This window comes from Pseudomonas mercuritolerans, assembly GCF_025706525.1.
Taxonomy (GTDB): Bacteria; Pseudomonadota; Gammaproteobacteria; order Pseudomonadales; family Pseudomonadaceae; genus Aquipseudomonas; species Aquipseudomonas mercuritolerans.
Genome location: NZ_JAMSHA010000009.1, coordinates 90,265 through 104,954, shown reverse-complemented (window position 1 = coordinate 104,954; position 14,690 = coordinate 90,265). Strand labels below are relative to the sequence as shown.

General features: G+C 59.1%; 9 protein-coding genes. 2 read left to right on the top strand and 7 right to left on the bottom strand.

Features of this window, described 5'->3' with window-relative positions:
• Positions 1-45: 45 nt before the first annotated feature.
• The 3 genes from ND528_RS23400 to morA form a co-directional block, all read right to left on the bottom strand.
• Complete coding sequence (locus ND528_RS23400; RefSeq protein ID WP_110603140.1) at positions 46-1,359, bottom strand: C4-dicarboxylate transporter DctA; 1,314 nt, start codon at positions 1,357-1,359, stop codon at positions 46-48.
• A gap of 327 nt (positions 1,360-1,686) precedes the next feature.
• A complete protein-coding gene (gene glyA, locus ND528_RS23395; RefSeq protein WP_130912498.1) occupies positions 1,687-2,940 on the bottom strand; it encodes a serine hydroxymethyltransferase in 1,254 nt (417 codons plus the stop codon).
• 215 nt (positions 2,941-3,155) lie between these two features.
• Complete coding sequence (gene morA / locus ND528_RS23390) at positions 3,156-7,004, bottom strand: cyclic di-GMP receptor MorA (RefSeq protein ID WP_263471330.1); 3,849 nt, start codon at positions 7,002-7,004, stop codon at positions 3,156-3,158.
• Between the two features lie 287 nt (positions 7,005-7,291).
• Between morA and ettA the strand changes: the two genes are divergently transcribed.
• Both ettA and ND528_RS23380 read left to right on the top strand, forming a co-directional pair.
• A complete protein-coding gene (ettA, locus tag ND528_RS23385) occupies positions 7,292-8,956 on the top strand; it encodes an energy-dependent translational throttle protein EttA (RefSeq protein WP_003228391.1) in 1,665 nt (554 codons plus the stop codon).
• A gap of 372 nt (positions 8,957-9,328) precedes the next feature.
• Complete coding sequence (locus tag ND528_RS23380) at positions 9,329-10,645, top strand: hypothetical protein (protein ID WP_263471329.1); 1,317 nt, start codon at positions 9,329-9,331, stop codon at positions 10,643-10,645.
• Between the two features lie 46 nt (positions 10,646-10,691).
• Here the strand turns inward: ND528_RS23380 and ND528_RS23375 are convergent, their stop codons facing one another.
• The 4 genes from ND528_RS23375 to ND528_RS23360 form a co-directional block, all read right to left on the bottom strand.
• Positions 10,692-11,195 carry a GreA/GreB family elongation factor gene (locus ND528_RS23375; RefSeq protein WP_130912495.1) on the bottom strand — a complete coding sequence of 168 codons (504 nt, stop codon included), beginning with the start codon at positions 11,193-11,195 and terminating at the stop codon, positions 10,692-10,694.
• A 70-nt stretch (positions 11,196-11,265) separates the two neighbouring features.
• Positions 11,266-11,622 carry a hypothetical protein gene (locus ND528_RS23370; protein WP_263471328.1) on the bottom strand — a complete coding sequence of 119 codons (357 nt, stop codon included), beginning with the start codon at positions 11,620-11,622 and terminating at the stop codon, positions 11,266-11,268.
• 220 nt (positions 11,623-11,842) lie between these two features.
• Positions 11,843-13,696, bottom strand: coding sequence for an Lnb N-terminal periplasmic domain-containing protein (locus tag ND528_RS23365; RefSeq protein WP_263471327.1), 1,854 nt, complete (start codon positions 13,694-13,696; stop codon positions 11,843-11,845).
• A gap of 243 nt (positions 13,697-13,939) precedes the next feature.
• A complete protein-coding gene (locus ND528_RS23360; protein WP_016773112.1) occupies positions 13,940-14,428 on the bottom strand; it encodes a DUF3015 domain-containing protein in 489 nt (162 codons plus the stop codon).
• Positions 14,429-14,690 lie beyond the last annotated feature (262 nt).

The following is a 14,690-nucleotide window of genomic DNA, read 5'->3' as shown; positions in this document are numbered from 1 at the left end:
TGGCTCCCTGCGCCGTGCCTGCGCATTGGCAGGCACGGCACTCATTCAAAATTCTTTGGCCGCCGCCTGAGCGACGGTTTTTCGCGGTTGAAAGTTATAGCCCTGTTCGCCGTTGAGCACTTTGTTGGCGCGCTGCACGTCGATGTCCTTTTCCCAGCGGGCGATGGCCACGGTGGCGACGCAGTTGCCGATCAGATTGGTCAGCGCGCGGCCGATGCCCATGAACCAGTCCACGGCCAACACCAGCACCAGACCGACTACGGGAATCGCCGGGATCGCCGTCAGCGTCGCGGCGAGAATCACCAGCGCCGAACCGGGAATGCCGTGAGCGCCTTTGGAGGTAATCAGCGACACCAGCAGGATGGTCAGCAAGTCGGTCATCGCCAGTGGCGTGCCGGTGGCGTTGGCAATGAACACGATGGCCAGGGTCAGGTAAATCGAGAAACCGTCGAGGTTGAACGAGTACCCGGTCGGGATCACCAGACCGACAGTAGAGCTGCCGATACCGAGGTGTTCGAGCTTGCGCATGATCTGCGGCAGCACGGCGTCGGAAGAGGCAGTGCCCATGACGATCAGCAGTTCTTCACGCAGGTACTTGAGCAGCGGCCACATGCGCAGGCCGGAGACGCGCATCACCAGACCGAGGATCAGCGCAACGAAGGCGACGCAGGTCAGGTAGAACAGACCGACCAGACTGCCCAGGTGCTGCAGCGAATCCAGGCCATATTTGCTGGTGGTGAAGGCGATGGCGCCGAACACGCCGATCGGCGCCAGACGCACGATCATGCCCATGATGCGGAAGATCACATGGCTGAGTTCGTTGATCAGCCGCGAAATCCCGGAAGCGGCCTCGCCAACCAGATTCAGCGCACTGCCGAACAGCACCGAAAACAGCAGCACTTGCAGAATATTGTTGTCAGCGAAGGCACCGATCACCGACGTCGGGATCAGGTCCATCAGAAATTGCGTGGTGGTGTGCATGTGCTGACCGCGCTCGGCGAGGTCGCCCATGTCGGCGCTGGAGAGCTGCTCCAGATGAATGTTCGCGCCGCTGCCAATGCCGGTGCTGAAGGCGAACACCAGACCGATCACCAGAGCGATGGTGGTCAGCACTTCGAAATAGATCACCGACTTGAGGCCGATGCGCCCGACCTTCTTCAGATCGCCCGCGCCGCTGATGCCGCTGACCACCACGCAGAACACGATCAGGCCAATGAGCATCTTGATCAATTTGATGAAGCCATCGCCGAGCGGTTTCAGCTGGGCGGAGTATTCAGGAAGGGTCAGCCCGCAGACGATGCCGAGCATCAGTCCGAGAACCACTTGAAGGAAGATTGAGCGCGAGCACCATCTGAGCATGGGAGGAATCCTGGGTCGGTGTCCTGGCTGCCGTACGCGTGGCGCAGCGGATTCAGGACTTAATTATTGTGGTCTTACCGGTATGTCCAGTGCAGGCGCAGTCTAGGCTTGGGTTTTTCCTGATTACAAGTGGGAATCATGAAATTGGCATGACCGGTCTGACCGGTGGTCCAGCAGCAAATGTCGCAGCCTCCGACAGCTCTCACATCTGAAATGCGATCTCCCTGTAGGAGCTGCCGAAGGCTGCGATCTTTTGATCTTTCATTCAGACGAAAAAAACCGGCCAATCACTTGGCCGGTTTTTCATGCTGCGGGTTTATCGTCGCATCAAGCGCCGTACACCGGCAGTTTCTTGCAGATGGCTTTGACTTTTTCACGAACGGTGTCGATCACCGCTTCGTTGTTCAGGTCAGCCAGGATGTCGCAGATCCAGCCGGCCAGCTCTTTGCACTCAGCCTCTTTGAAACCGCGAGTGGTCACAGCCGGAGTACCGAAGCGCAGGCCGGAGGTGACGAACGGCGAGCGTGGATCGTTAGGCACCGAGTTCTTGTTCACGGTGATGAACGCTTTGCCCAGTGCGGCGTCGGCGTCTTTACCGGAGATGTCCTGCTTGATCAGCGACAGCAGGAACAGGTGGTTCTTGGTACCGCCGGACACTACGTCGAAACCGCGCGCGATGAACACTTCGGCCATGGCCTGAGCATTCTTCACCACTTGTTCCTGGTAAGCCTTGAACTCTGGCTGCAGCGCTTCCTTGAAGCAGATTGCCTTGGCGGCGATCACGTGCTCCAGCGGACCACCCTGGGCGCCCGGGAATACTGCGGAGTTGAGCTTCTTCTCGATCTCGGCGTTGGCGCGAGCCAGGATCAGACCGCCACGTGGACCGCGCAGGGTCTTGTGGGTGGTGGTGGTCACGACGTCAGCGAACGGCACCGGGTTCGGATAGACACCAGCGGCAACCAGACCGGCGACGTGAGCCATGTCGACGAACAGGTAAGCGCCGACCTTGTCAGCGATTTCGCGGAAGCGCGGGAAGTCGAGGATCTGCGAGTAGGCAGAGAAACCGGCAACGATCATCTTCGGCTTGTGCTCGACTGCCAGGCGCTCGACTTCGTCGTAGTCGATCAGGCCGTTGGCATCGATACCGTATTGAACAGCGTTGTACAGCTTGCCCGAGGAGGAAACGCTGGCGCCGTGGGTCAGGTGACCGCCGTGGGCCAGGCTCATGCCCAGAATGGTGTCGCCACCTTGCAGCAGAGCCAGGTAAACAGCGGCGTTGGCTTGCGAACCGGCGTGCGGCTGAACGTTGGCGTAATCGGCGCCGAACAGTTCCTTGGCGCGGTCGATGGCCAGTTGTTCAACCACGTCCACATATTCGCAACCACCGTAGTAACGCTTGCCCGGATAGCCTTCGGCGTACTTGTTGGTCAGGACCGAGCCTTGAGCTTCCATCACCGCTGGGCTGGTGTAGTTTTCCGAAGCGATCAGCTCAATGTGTTCTTCCTGACGCTGAGCTTCTTGCTCCATGGCGGCAAAAAGGTCGGCGTCGTACTTGGCAATAGTCAAATCACGGCTGAACATGGCGGTCCTCAAGGATCGGGGGGGCAGAAAAGGGGGGCATTCTAACCCAACCGCTTTTGGATGACATATGAAACGACGTCATGTCGCAGACAAGTGGCGTTCATGACAGATGTGCGGTGCTTTTCCCGGCCCCTTCGCGAGCAGGCTCGCTCCCACATGTGAAATGCATTCCCCTGTGGGAGCGAGCCTGCTCGCGAAGGCCGCGCCGCAAATCTTCAGTCGAACATGAACAGCGCGTCATTGCTGAACTGCGCTTCAAACCGCCCCGCCGGCATCGGCCGGCCGAACAGATATCCCTGCACTTCATCGCAGCCATGCTCACGCAGGAAGTCCAGTTGCTCATGGGTTTCCACGCCCTCGGCGATCACCGCCAGGTTCAAGCTGTGGGCCATGGCGATGATCGCCCGGGCGATCTGCGCGTCCTGTTCGCCGGACGGCAGGCCGTCGACGAAAGTACGGTCGATCTTCAGCACGTCGATCGGGAATTGCTTGAGGTAGTTCAGCGATGAATAACCGGTGCCGAAGTCATCGACTGCGATGCTCAGGCCGAGGTTTTTCAGCCCGGCAAGAATCTGCATCGCCTCGCTGACTTCGCGCATCAGGATGCTTTCGGTCAGTTCCAGCTCCAGACACGCCGGGGGCAGACCGGTTTCGCGCAGGATCGTCGCGATTCGCGTGCCCAACTGGCCGTCGGAGAATTGCCGTGCGGAGATATTCACCGAGACCTTCGGCACCCGTACGCGTTGCTGGTGCCAGGTTTTCAGCTGTCGACAGGCCTCGCTGATGACCCAGTCGCCAACATCCACCACCAGCCCAAGCTCTTCCAGCACCGGAATGAAATCCCCCGGCGGCACCAGCCCACGACGCGGATGGCGCCAGCGCAGCAGCGCTTCAGCGCCGGTCAGGCGCTTGCCGTCGCCGCTGAACTGCGGCTGGTAATACAGGACGAATTCGTTCTGCTCCAGCGCATGGCGCAGATCGCTTTCCAGTTCCAGACGCTCCAGCGCACTGGCGTTCATGTCGGCCTGATAGAACTGGAAGTTGTTCTTGCCGCGTTCCTTGGCGTGGTACATCGCCGTGTCGGCGTTTTTCATCAACTGGCTGAGTTCATTGCCGTCCTGCGGACTCAGGGCGATGCCGATACTGGCGGTGACGAAAAACTCGCGGCCCTCGAGCACGAACGGCCGCACCAGGCTGGCGAGAATCTGCTCGGCCACGTGAATCGCCCGGTTCAGCGCCAGTTCGCGGTTGGAGCGATGCTGCAGCAGCAGGGTGAATTCGTCGCCGCCCATGCGCGCCACAGTGTCGTCGTCATCGACGCAGGCCAGCAGGCGCGTGGCCATGTCCTTGAGCATGCGGTCGCCGGCGGCGTGGCCGAGGGAGTCGTTGATCGGTTTGAAACGGTCGAGGTCGAGGAACATCAGCACCACCCACGACTTCTGCCGTTCGGCCGCTTGCAGCGCGGTGTGCAGACGATCCTGGAACAGCGTGCGGTTCGGCAGGTGGGTGAGGGCGTCGTAATAGGCGAGGCGGTGAATGCGCTGCTCGCTGGCCTTGCGCTCGCTGATGTCGCTGAAGAAACACACGTAACTGGCCAGATCGCCCTCGTCGTCGAGCACGGCAGTAATGCCGACCCAAGCGGGGTAATGCTCGCCGTTACGGCGCTTCATCCACACTTCGCCTTCCCAGGTGCTGTGCTCGTGCAACTGCTTGAGCACGTAGCGCAAGTGCGCGTCCTGCTGCTCGTCGACGGTGAGCATGTTCGGCAATTGATCGAGGACTTCGCCGACGCTGTAGCCACTGACCCGACTGAACGCTTCGTTGGCCTGGACGATGTACCCAGCGGGGTCGGTGATCAGGATCGCCGAGGTCGAATGCTCGAATACCGTGGCGGCCATGCGCAGATCTTTTTCGGCACGGCGCTGTTGACTGATATCGCGGCCGACACCGAGCACGCCTTCGAACGCGCCGTGTTCGTCCCACACCAGCACCAGGCGCAGTTCGATCGGAATCTTGCGGCCGTCGGCGCGCAGGCAATCGAAGAGGAACAGCTGCGTTTGCACCTGACTGCGCAGCAATGCCAGTTGCTCGGGCTTGTCCAGCGCCTTGCTGACGCGGTCCATCAGCACATGAATGCCGTTCAGTTGCCCGGGATTGGCGATGATCGATTGCCAGCCGTTCTGGAAAATCCATTCGGCGTTGTAACCGAGCACCGCCTGCACCGACGGGCTGACATAGTTCAGCGAGAGCTTGCTGTCGGTGGAGAAAATCACGTCGCTGATGCTCTCGGCGAGCATGCGGTAGCGCTGCTCGCTGTCACGCAGCGATTCGCTCGCCTCGATCTGTTCGGTGATGTCCTTGGCCACGCCGATGATCCGCGTGACCTGATCGTGCTTGTCCCGCGCCAGCGCCTGTTCACGGATGTCGAAGCGCCGCCACTTGCCATCGCGATGGCGGAAGCGCAATTGGCATTGCAACAATTGGCTGTAACCGGCGTGACGCTGCAACTGTCGCGAACGATGGTAATAGTCGGCGTCTTCCGGGTGCAGAAGGATTTCCCAGAAGTACTCGCCCATCTGATGCAGTTCAGTGCGGTTGTAGCCCAGGGTCTGGCCGAGGTGGTGGTTGCTGAAAATCATCCGCTGGCTGATCACGTCCTGCACATACAGATGATCGGGCACGGTGCGCACCACGTCCGACCAGAAGCCTTCACGCTCCAGCAGCGACAGCTCGATCAGCTTGCGACTGGTGATGTCGTTGATGCTGAGGATCACCGCTTTATAGTCGTGCTGCTCGCTCGGCAGGCGCAAAACCATCCACAGGTGCTGATCGCGACCGTTGCTGTTGGGCAGTTTGATTTCCAGTTCCAGCTGTTTCTGCTGTTGCAGGACGGCGTCGAGGATCTGCTGACCGATCGCGCACTGCGGGTGGCGCTGGCCGTCGATCAGCAACTGCCAGGCATCGTCGCAGGAGTGCACATCGAGCAGTTGCAGGGCGACCTGATTGACCTCGGTGACGCGCATTTCCCCGAGCAGTTGCTGGCGCTGCTGCGGTTGGTCGAGCCAGGCCTTGAGCTGGTCGCTGGTCTGGATCTGCGCCTTGTCGAACATCTGCTTTAGCCCGGACAGGTCAAGCACGCACAAGGCCACGCCGGTGCCTTCGAAAATATCCTGATAACGCCGCCGGCCTTCATGTACCTGGCGCTGGCGCCGACGCATGTTCAGCAGGGCGATCACCGGCAGCATCGAGAACGCCAGGCCGAGCAGGCATTTGCCGATGAACGCCGGCAGCAATTCTTCCAATACGCGCTGGCGGTCGAACAGCCCGCGCAGTTGCCAGTCGCTGCTGCTCAGCGGCACGGTCAGCACGGTGTTCGCCACATCGTCCGGGGTCAGCACGCCGGCCTTGGCTGACGTCAGCGCAGCGTCGCGGCTTATGATCTGGTGATTGAGGCGGTTTTCCACCAGCCACAACGGGCGCAGGGTGGTGGCGTCCTGTTTGGTCAGCGCGTCGAAGAAGGTTGGCGTCAGGCGCAAGGCCCAGTAACCGCGACTGCTGCCGCTGGCCTGATGCAGCAGCAGATGCACTACCGAGCCGTCATCGGCATTGCTGAAGTAATGCGCCTGGGCGCGGCTGCGGCGCACCAGTTCGGTCAGGTAATCGGCGTCGGAACTCTCGGTGGCGCTGTCGCTGATGATGCGGCCGGAGGGCGAGAGCAGGGCCATGCTGCGCAGGTCGGGCAGCGAGCGTTGCAGTTTGCGCAGGAGCATCTGCTGTTCGTCGGCAGTTTGCGGTTGTTCGACGATCGGTAGCAGATTGAGGGCGATTTGCGCATTCAGCGCCATGTTCAGGCTGACCTGAGCGGCGAGGTCGGCGGTGTAATCGATGGTGTACTGGCGCTGGTTTTTCTGGGTTTCACGCAGTTGATCGAGCAGTTGCCAGAACAGCAACGCGAGCAATAACAGCACGAGGGTGGCCAGCGCCCCCTTCAATGTCCCGCGCAGGGGCGAGCCGGGCGCCGGTGGGGTGCTGCTCACAGAGGCTGGCGGAGTGACATTGGTCAAGCTGTGATCCTGCGATTTGGCTGGACTGGCGCGACGTGCACTATAAGCCGGACGCCCGAAGGGCGGCTAGCATGCCTTGACTCGTGGCGAAGTGCCAGCCCCTCTCGGCTGGACTGCCATCGGTCATTAAGGTAGCTTTGCCGGTTACGCGGGGGCGTTCCAGCTCCTAGAATCAGACTTTTTTCCGCGCGCACGCATTGATGACCCTCAAGTGAACGACGCGCACCGGTCTGGCCAGGCATCGCCTGCGCTCCAATCATTCATCTGTCACTGACCCAAGGTTCTCCATGGCTCAATACGTCTTCACCATGCATCGGCTGGGCAAAGTTGTTCCGCCGAAGCGGGAAATCCTCAAGAACATTTCGCTGTCCTTCTTCCCCGGCGCCAAGATCGGCGTGCTCGGCCTCAACGGTTCGGGCAAATCCACGCTGCTGAAAATCATGGCCGGCGTCGACACCGAGTTCGAAGGCGAAGCCCGTCCGATGCCGGACCTGAACATCGGTTACCTGCCGCAAGAGCCGCAACTTGATCCGACCAAGACCGTGCGTGAAGTGGTCGAGGAAGCGGTCAGCGTGATCAAGGATGCGCAAGCGCGCCTGGACGAAGTCTACGCGGCCTACGCCGACCCGGATGCCGACTTCGACAAGCTTGCTGCTGAACAGGCCAAGCTCGAAGCGATCCTGCAGGCCAGCGACGGCCACAACCTCGAGCGTCAGCTGGAAGTCGCCGCCGATGCGCTGCGTCTGCCGGCCTGGGACGCGAAAGTAGAACACCTCTCCGGTGGTGAAAAGCGTCGTGTCGCCCTGTGCCGTCTGCTGCTGTCCGCGCCGGACATGCTGCTGCTCGACGAACCGACCAACCACCTGGATGCCGATTCGGTGGCGTGGCTGGAGCATTTCCTCCACGACTTCCCGGGCACCGTGGTCGCGATCACGCACGACCGTTACTTCCTCGACAACGTCGCCGGCTGGATTCTGGAACTCGACCGCGGCGCGGGCATTCCTTACGAGGGCAACTATTCGGGCTGGCTCGAAGCCAAATCCGATCGTCTGGCTGCCGAATCCAAGCAGCAGTCGGCTCACGAAAAAGCCATGAAGGAAGAACTGGAGTGGGTGCGCAAAGGCGCCAAGGCCCGCCAGTCGAAGTCCAAGGCACGTCTGCAACGCTTCGAAGAAATGCAATCGCAGGAATTCCAGAAGCGCAGCGAGACCAACGAGATCTACATCCCGGCCGGTCCACGCCTGGGCGACAAGGTCATCGAATTCAAGAACGTCACCAAGGGCTACGGCGATCGCGTGCTGATCGACAACCTGTCGTTCTCCATGCCGAAGGGCGCCATCGTCGGCGTGATCGGCGGTAACGGTGCCGGTAAATCGACCCTGTTCCGCATGCTGATGGGCAAGGAAACACCGGATTCCGGCACCATCGAAGTCGGCGAAACCGTGCAACTGGCGTGCGTCGACCAGAGCCGCGAAGACCTCGACGGCAGCAAGACCGTGTTCCAGCAGATTTCCGACGGTTCCGACCAGATCCGCATCGGCAACTACGAGATCCCGTCGCGCACCTACGTCGGTCGCTTCAACTTCAAGGGCGGCGACCAGCAGAAGTTCGTCAAGGACCTCTCCGGCGGTGAGCGCGGTCGTCTGCACCTGGCGCTGACCCTGAAGGAGGGCGGCAACGTCCTGCTGCTCGACGAACCATCCAACGACCTCGACGTGGAAACCCTGCGTTCGCTGGAAGAAGCGCTGCTGGACTTCCCTGGCGCGGCGATTGTGATCTCCCACGATCGGTGGTTCCTTGACCGTGTCGCCACGCACATCCTGGCGTACGAAGACGACTCGCAAGCGGTGTTCTTCGAAGGCAACTACACCGAGTACGAAGCCGACCGCAAGAAACGCCTCGGCGAAGCAGCGGCCCAGCCGCACCGGGTACGCCACAAGAAACTGGCCTGATATTGGGTGGCTTGCTTGAAAACGTGCCTTCAGGCCTGACCGGTTGACTGAAAACCGAGGTCTGAAATATGTCTCGCCCGGGTCGTTGCGACCCGGGCGATGATTGATGCCGGGGTACATGCCGGCTTCGGTGACACCTCTTCCGGCCAGCAATTGGCCCCATGAAACCTGAACTGGCTTACTTTTTTAACAGGTTGTCACTCATTCCAACACCTGCTCAATGAGCAACTGCGGTCGATCGACGATTCGATGATAGACGCCGGGTCCCACGGCGACACTTCCTACATCACTCTCAGATTTGCCTGACTTCTTTCCCTTTTTCGTCCGTGCAAAGTCTCGCGTTCCTATCTCCTGTCACGCGAGGCTTCGCGAATGTTCGCCAATGAAAAACCTCTGGCTCTCGGCAACTCCCTGCCTGTGGATAAGTCATTGGCAACCAGGTTGTTCCTGCCTTCGGTGCTGCCTCTGGGTATTACGGCTTTCTACACGGTGCCAGCCCTGATTTCGTTCCTCAAGGGTGACGATTCTAAAGCCTCCGTTGTTCTCTTGCTCTCGGTGATATGCACAATCCTTTATCTGTTCTTCTGGATATCAAGGATTGATGTGCTGGTACTTGATTTTATTTATTCCTGCAAGAAGAAATACGTCGGAATGCGCAAGTTGGCATTGTGGGTTTCCGGCAGTTATTTCGTGCTAATGGTGTATGTCTCATACACGGCATCTTCCATACCCCTTTTTGACTCAATCAGGGGCTTGGATGTACAGGTCGTTGCCGAAGGCAGGGAAACTTTTTTACGCGCAAGAGTCGGGTTCGAAGTTGTATTGAATTACTTGTATTCCATGTTTCGCTCGTTCCTGATGCCATTCGCTGTGTGCATTCTGTATCAGGGTAATAGCAGGTTAAGACATGCCGTGCTTCTGATGTTTCTGTTCTCATTGATGCTCACGCTGGAGAAAAGTTTGAGTGTTTTGGCCCTGCTGCCGCTTTTTTATTTCTTTACGCAAAAACGCAATTACAGAATGGCCGCACTCGTACTCCTGCTGACAATAGCAGCAATTGGCACCACCTCCTTTCTGGCACGCGGGGGCTTGGCCGATGATTCGTACACAGCCGGGGCTGCTGCACAGATCGGTTCGGGGAATCAATCCAGTAAAGACAGAAGTCTGAGACAGGCGGCTCTTACAGTTCCCGAAAAATATAATATGTTCAGAGGGAATAGCCAGGTTGAATACATCCTCAACAGGGTTTTTTACATTCCTTATATAACAGCGCATGAATGGCTACGATATCAGCATGAGATCATGAATGGTGAGTTCACATTCGGGCGTAGTATTTCGGTAGTTGCCGCTATCCTGGGGGAGGAAAAAATAAACCTTGAGAAAGAAGTTTTCAGTTTTCAGTGGGGGCAAAATGAAACGGCAACAGGCTCGGCGAATACAGCGTACTTTATTGATGCTTATCTGAATTTTGGATTTGCAGGGTGCTTTTTATACACGCTTGTCATCGTATGTATACTTCGGCTAACGGTCATGTCTGATATTGCCATACTTCAAGCCTGTGTTTTTGTCCCTTTGATATTTCTGCTGTTCAATTCGCTTACCGCCATGATCTTCAGTGGCGGATTGTTTTTTCTTGTGTTCCTGGCGCTGTTTATCTCCGGGAAGAATCCGCCGTCCGAAACGTCATAGATACCGGCATCCTGCCTTGCGCCTTGCTGGGCGTTCGGAAAGGTATTCAAACGGGCAAGGAGTTCTGCAGATCCAGCACCTCGATCAGGCAATCACCAGCAGGTCGACTCCACAACACTTCATCTCCAATACTGGTACCGAGTAACGCCTGCCCCAACGGCGAGCCCCAATTGATAAGGCCCTGCGTCGCATCCGCCTGGTCCTCGCCTACCAATTGCACTCGTTGCTGCTGGTCATGCTCATTGGCAAAGGTGACCCATGTGCCGATCCGCGCTTTGTCGGCCGATGCGGACAAAGACACCACTTGAGCGCTTTGCAGGCGGTGATTGAAATACCGCCAGTCCCGCTCAAGGTCGGCCTGGCGCTGCTTGTCTGCAAGTTCACCCTTGGTGCTCTGATCATTGATCTGGCTTTGCAATTCGGCGACCTTGGCCTGCAACTGCGCCAGGCCCTGCGGTGTGACGTAATTTGGCTGCGTGCTGACCTGACGTTCGACCGGCTGATCGGCCTGCGCGGCGGCGTTGTCTTCGTTGACGAATGCGCGACTCATGAAGTCCTCCTCTTAAAGGATTTGGGCCATGGTTGCCGGCATTTGGTTTCAATGGATGTCCGCAAGCGACCTATTGCGAACGATAAGCCCGCCCGGCGTCCTGGTCCTTCTGCTGCTGCCAGGCGCGTTCGCGTTCGTCCCAATGTTCGTTGCGATATTGCTCGCGATCCTTGTTTTCGAGCATCGCCTGACATTGGCGGAAGCCGTCGACCCAGCCTTCGGCGTATTGCTGATCCTTGAGATAGCGCGGCACGTTCTTGCGAAATTCGCCGCTGATCGACCCCGCCGCTTGCCGGCCGCTGATGCAGCCGTCATCGAAACCGTCGGCGAAGGCCGGTGGATAACCCTTGGCGATCAAGTCTTCATGGGTGGTCTGGCAACCGCCCAGCGCCAATACAACGCCCAACAACCCCACGCACCGCCACATCGCACTCTCCCGCGCCGGTTTTCGGCTGATACGGGAAGTCTAGAAGGCGATTCATGAGGCGGCTGTCGAAGGCCTGTGAAAAATCCATTGCACACCACAAAGCGCGTGTGGGAGCGAGCCTGCTCGCGAAGGCGTCGTGTCAGGCAACACTACTATTGACTGACCCACCGCTTTCGCGAGCAGGCTCGCTCCCACATTGGTTTTGTGCTGTGTGCGGGGATCAGTAGTGATACCACTTCACTTCAAGCATGACTTCTGTTTCCGGGCTGGCGAGCTGGCTGAATTCACGCTGCGCACTCAAGCGCAGACCGAGGTTGCGCGACAGCTCCCACTGCTGATTCAGGCTCAGGCTGCGGCGCACTTCGCCGTTGAAGAAGTAGTCGCCCTTGGCTTCCAGGCTCAGATTGCCCAGCGGGTTTTTCCACAGCACGCCGGTGTTGAAGCCACCGGCCGGGGAAACAAACTCGGCGAAGTCGTTGTTGTGTTCCACCCGCACCGTGCCCAGAGCGAAGCCGAGAACGTCTTCGCCCAACTGCCACGTGCCGCCGCCGCCACCGTTGACATGGCTGACCAGCGTTTCGTCGTCATGCTTGCCCGGCACGCGCTCAAGGCCACCGGTGACTTGCCACGACAATGGTTGCAGCAGCTCGTTGCGCGGTGTCAGCGAACGAATGGTCGCCAGGTCCAGTTGCTGCAACTGCCAGTCATTGCCTTCGTATTGACGCAGCTTCAGTTGCAGGATCTCGATCTGCGCGCCGAGGGGGAAGCTTTCGGCGTTGTCATTGAGGTCGTGATAAGCCATGCGCAGGCCGTATTCGCCAAAGGCGCGATCGCCTCGCGTACCGAGCCCGGCCTGCCAGGTGCGGGACTCGTGGCCATCTTCGGGCAGACCGGGTTGCGGAATTTCCAGCTCCGGCGCCGGGTTCTTGTTGATCGCCCGCAGCAGTTCGAAGCTGCGCTGCGCTCGTTGCGGGTCGCGCTCCTGACCGTTGGCGCGGTAGCGCTCCAGACGATAGGCGGCGTCGACGATCAACGCCTGACGTGCGCGCGGTAGGGCTTTGAACGTTGGCTCTTGCAGGACTTTTTGATCGGCGCTGACTTTCAGCACCCATTGCTGTTCGTCATCGCTCAACGGCTCGGCACGGCTGAGCAGTTCACGTTCGCGGGACGGGCGATATTCGATGTGCTCGACCAGCCCGGCCTCTTTCACCGCTTTGACGGTGTCGGTGGGGATCGCGGTCAGCGGGAATTGTTCGGTCAGGCGCAGGCTCGGCCGCGCCACTTGCAGCAATTCCAGCAAGCGATACGAGCAGTTTTCGTCGAAGAAGAAGTAGTCGAACTGGATCTGCTTGAGCTCCCACACATGTTCGACCATGCGTGCGGTTTCTTCCTGAGTCAGATTGAGCCGGTATTCCCACAGGTCGCGGTTTTCCAGGCTGCGGTATTCCGAGAGTTTTTCCTGATACGGCACCAGCGCAAACAGCCCCGGGTAGCCGCCCATCAAGCCTTTCCAGGCATACAGAATGCTGTTGTCCGAGCCTTCGATGTAGGCACCGAAGTTGATCGCGTAGCTGAGCAGCGAGGTTTTATCAGCCTGCACATCCGCCTGATCGATGCGCAGCAGGGTGTGGCCGAACATCGACGATGGGCTGTTGAGATACGCCGCCGGGAAAATCATCACCGCACTGTGCGGCGAGACGTCCTTGAACCATTTCCTGTATTCGGCGCATTCCGGCGCTGGCAGGTCAGCGAGATTGAGCTGCGCTTTCAGCCAGCGTGTACGCGCCGGGTATACGCATTGTGCGTGTTGCTCGCCGAGGCTGGCCGGGGCGTACAGCGCCTGCACGGTGGCGGCCAGTTCGCGGTCCGGATGCTCGTTGCCGTCGGGCGCGAGAAAGAACTTCTTGTCGCTGACATAGCTGCGCCAGCCGCCAAGCTTGGCGGTTTCGTAATGACCGAGGGAAATCCAGAAGCGGTCGTTGGCCAGTTGCTGCAAACGTTGAGGATCGATGTGAGGCGCGGCGGACAGCGGGGCGCAGACACAGAGCGCCAGCCAGGCAAGGCGTTTGAGCATAGGTGGCAACTTAAGTCGAAAGAAAAAAAATCCCGGATCGGGGGTAATCACTGCACCCTGTGGCGAGGGGATTTATCCCCGCTGGGCTGCGAAGCGGCCCCATAAGCTGTGTCACCAATGCATCGGATACATCGCATGCACAGGTTTTACGACTGCTTCGCAGCCGAACGGGGATAAATCCCCTCGCTACAGACCGTATTCAAAATAAAACCCGCTTCCCGAAGGAAGCGGGCGGGGTCGAGCTTAAGCCTGAGTTGCGTACTTGGCCAGACGTGGGTCCGATTTCAGTACTGCCAGGGTGTTGGTATGCACGTCTTCAGCGGTCACGTCAGCCTTGCTGAAGATCTGCTGGAAGTGCTCGTGGGTCACTTGCGCGAAATGCGCGCGATCTTCCGGTGCTACGCCCAGTACCACGGCATAGGTGGTCAGCGCTTCGCCGTTGCCTTTGGCCATGTCTTCGGACAGCTCGTTCATCATGCCATTCATGGCGAACCAGGATTTGCCGCCATAAGTCAGGGACGCGTTGGTCGAGCAGCCGTTGGTGCCGGAAGTCATACCGAAGGTAGCGTTACCGGAAGTGCCGTTGGTGGTGGAAGCAAGGAAGTGCGCCGGAGTGCCACGCTGACCTTCGAACAGCATGTTGCCCCAACCGCAATCCGGGCCGCCCGGGGCTTGCGCCATTGCGTTGATGGATACAGCGGTGAAGAGAGTACCGAGAAGAATCCGTTTCATAGCTTTGTTCTCTTTATGTGCATACCAATGGACAGGGTTCTGGCCCTTCGCGCTCTGCCCGAGGACAAAGCCGAAAGTGTCAGTGGGCCGGTATTAGTTCCAGCCGCGCAGTTTGGAGTTTAGGCACGTTCCAGCGGTTCCGTGACTTTTTGCAAAATATTTGGAATAAACCTCTGATTTATCGGGACGCGTCGGCCCGCCGCGCGCTTGTCTATGCTTTGTCATGTGGCGCGCCTTGCCAGTGGGGCACGGGCAGCGCCAG

What these genes read in the sequence shown, in the direction of transcription:
- ND528_RS23360 (WP_016773112.1), bottom strand. Translation starts at nt 14,428, where the DNA reads ATGAAACGGATTCTTCTCGGTACTCTCTTCACCGCTGTATCCATCAAC.
- glyA (WP_130912498.1), bottom strand. Translation starts at nt 2,940, where the DNA reads ATGTTCAGCCGTGATTTGACTATTGCCAAGTACGACGCCGACCTTTTT.
- ND528_RS23380 (WP_263471329.1), top strand. Translation starts at nt 9,329, where the DNA reads ATGTTCGCCAATGAAAAACCTCTGGCTCTCGGCAACTCCCTGCCTGTG.
- ND528_RS23370 (WP_263471328.1), bottom strand. Translation starts at nt 11,622, where the DNA reads ATGTGGCGGTGCGTGGGGTTGTTGGGCGTTGTATTGGCGCTGGGCGGT.
- ettA (WP_003228391.1), top strand. Translation starts at nt 7,292, where the DNA reads ATGGCTCAATACGTCTTCACCATGCATCGGCTGGGCAAAGTTGTTCCG.
- ND528_RS23375 (WP_130912495.1), bottom strand. Translation starts at nt 11,195, where the DNA reads ATGAGTCGCGCATTCGTCAACGAAGACAACGCCGCCGCGCAGGCCGAT.
- ND528_RS23400 (WP_110603140.1), bottom strand. Translation starts at nt 1,359, where the DNA reads ATGCTCAGATGGTGCTCGCGCTCAATCTTCCTTCAAGTGGTTCTCGGA.
- ND528_RS23365 (WP_263471327.1), bottom strand. Translation starts at nt 13,696, where the DNA reads ATGCTCAAACGCCTTGCCTGGCTGGCGCTCTGTGTCTGCGCCCCGCTG.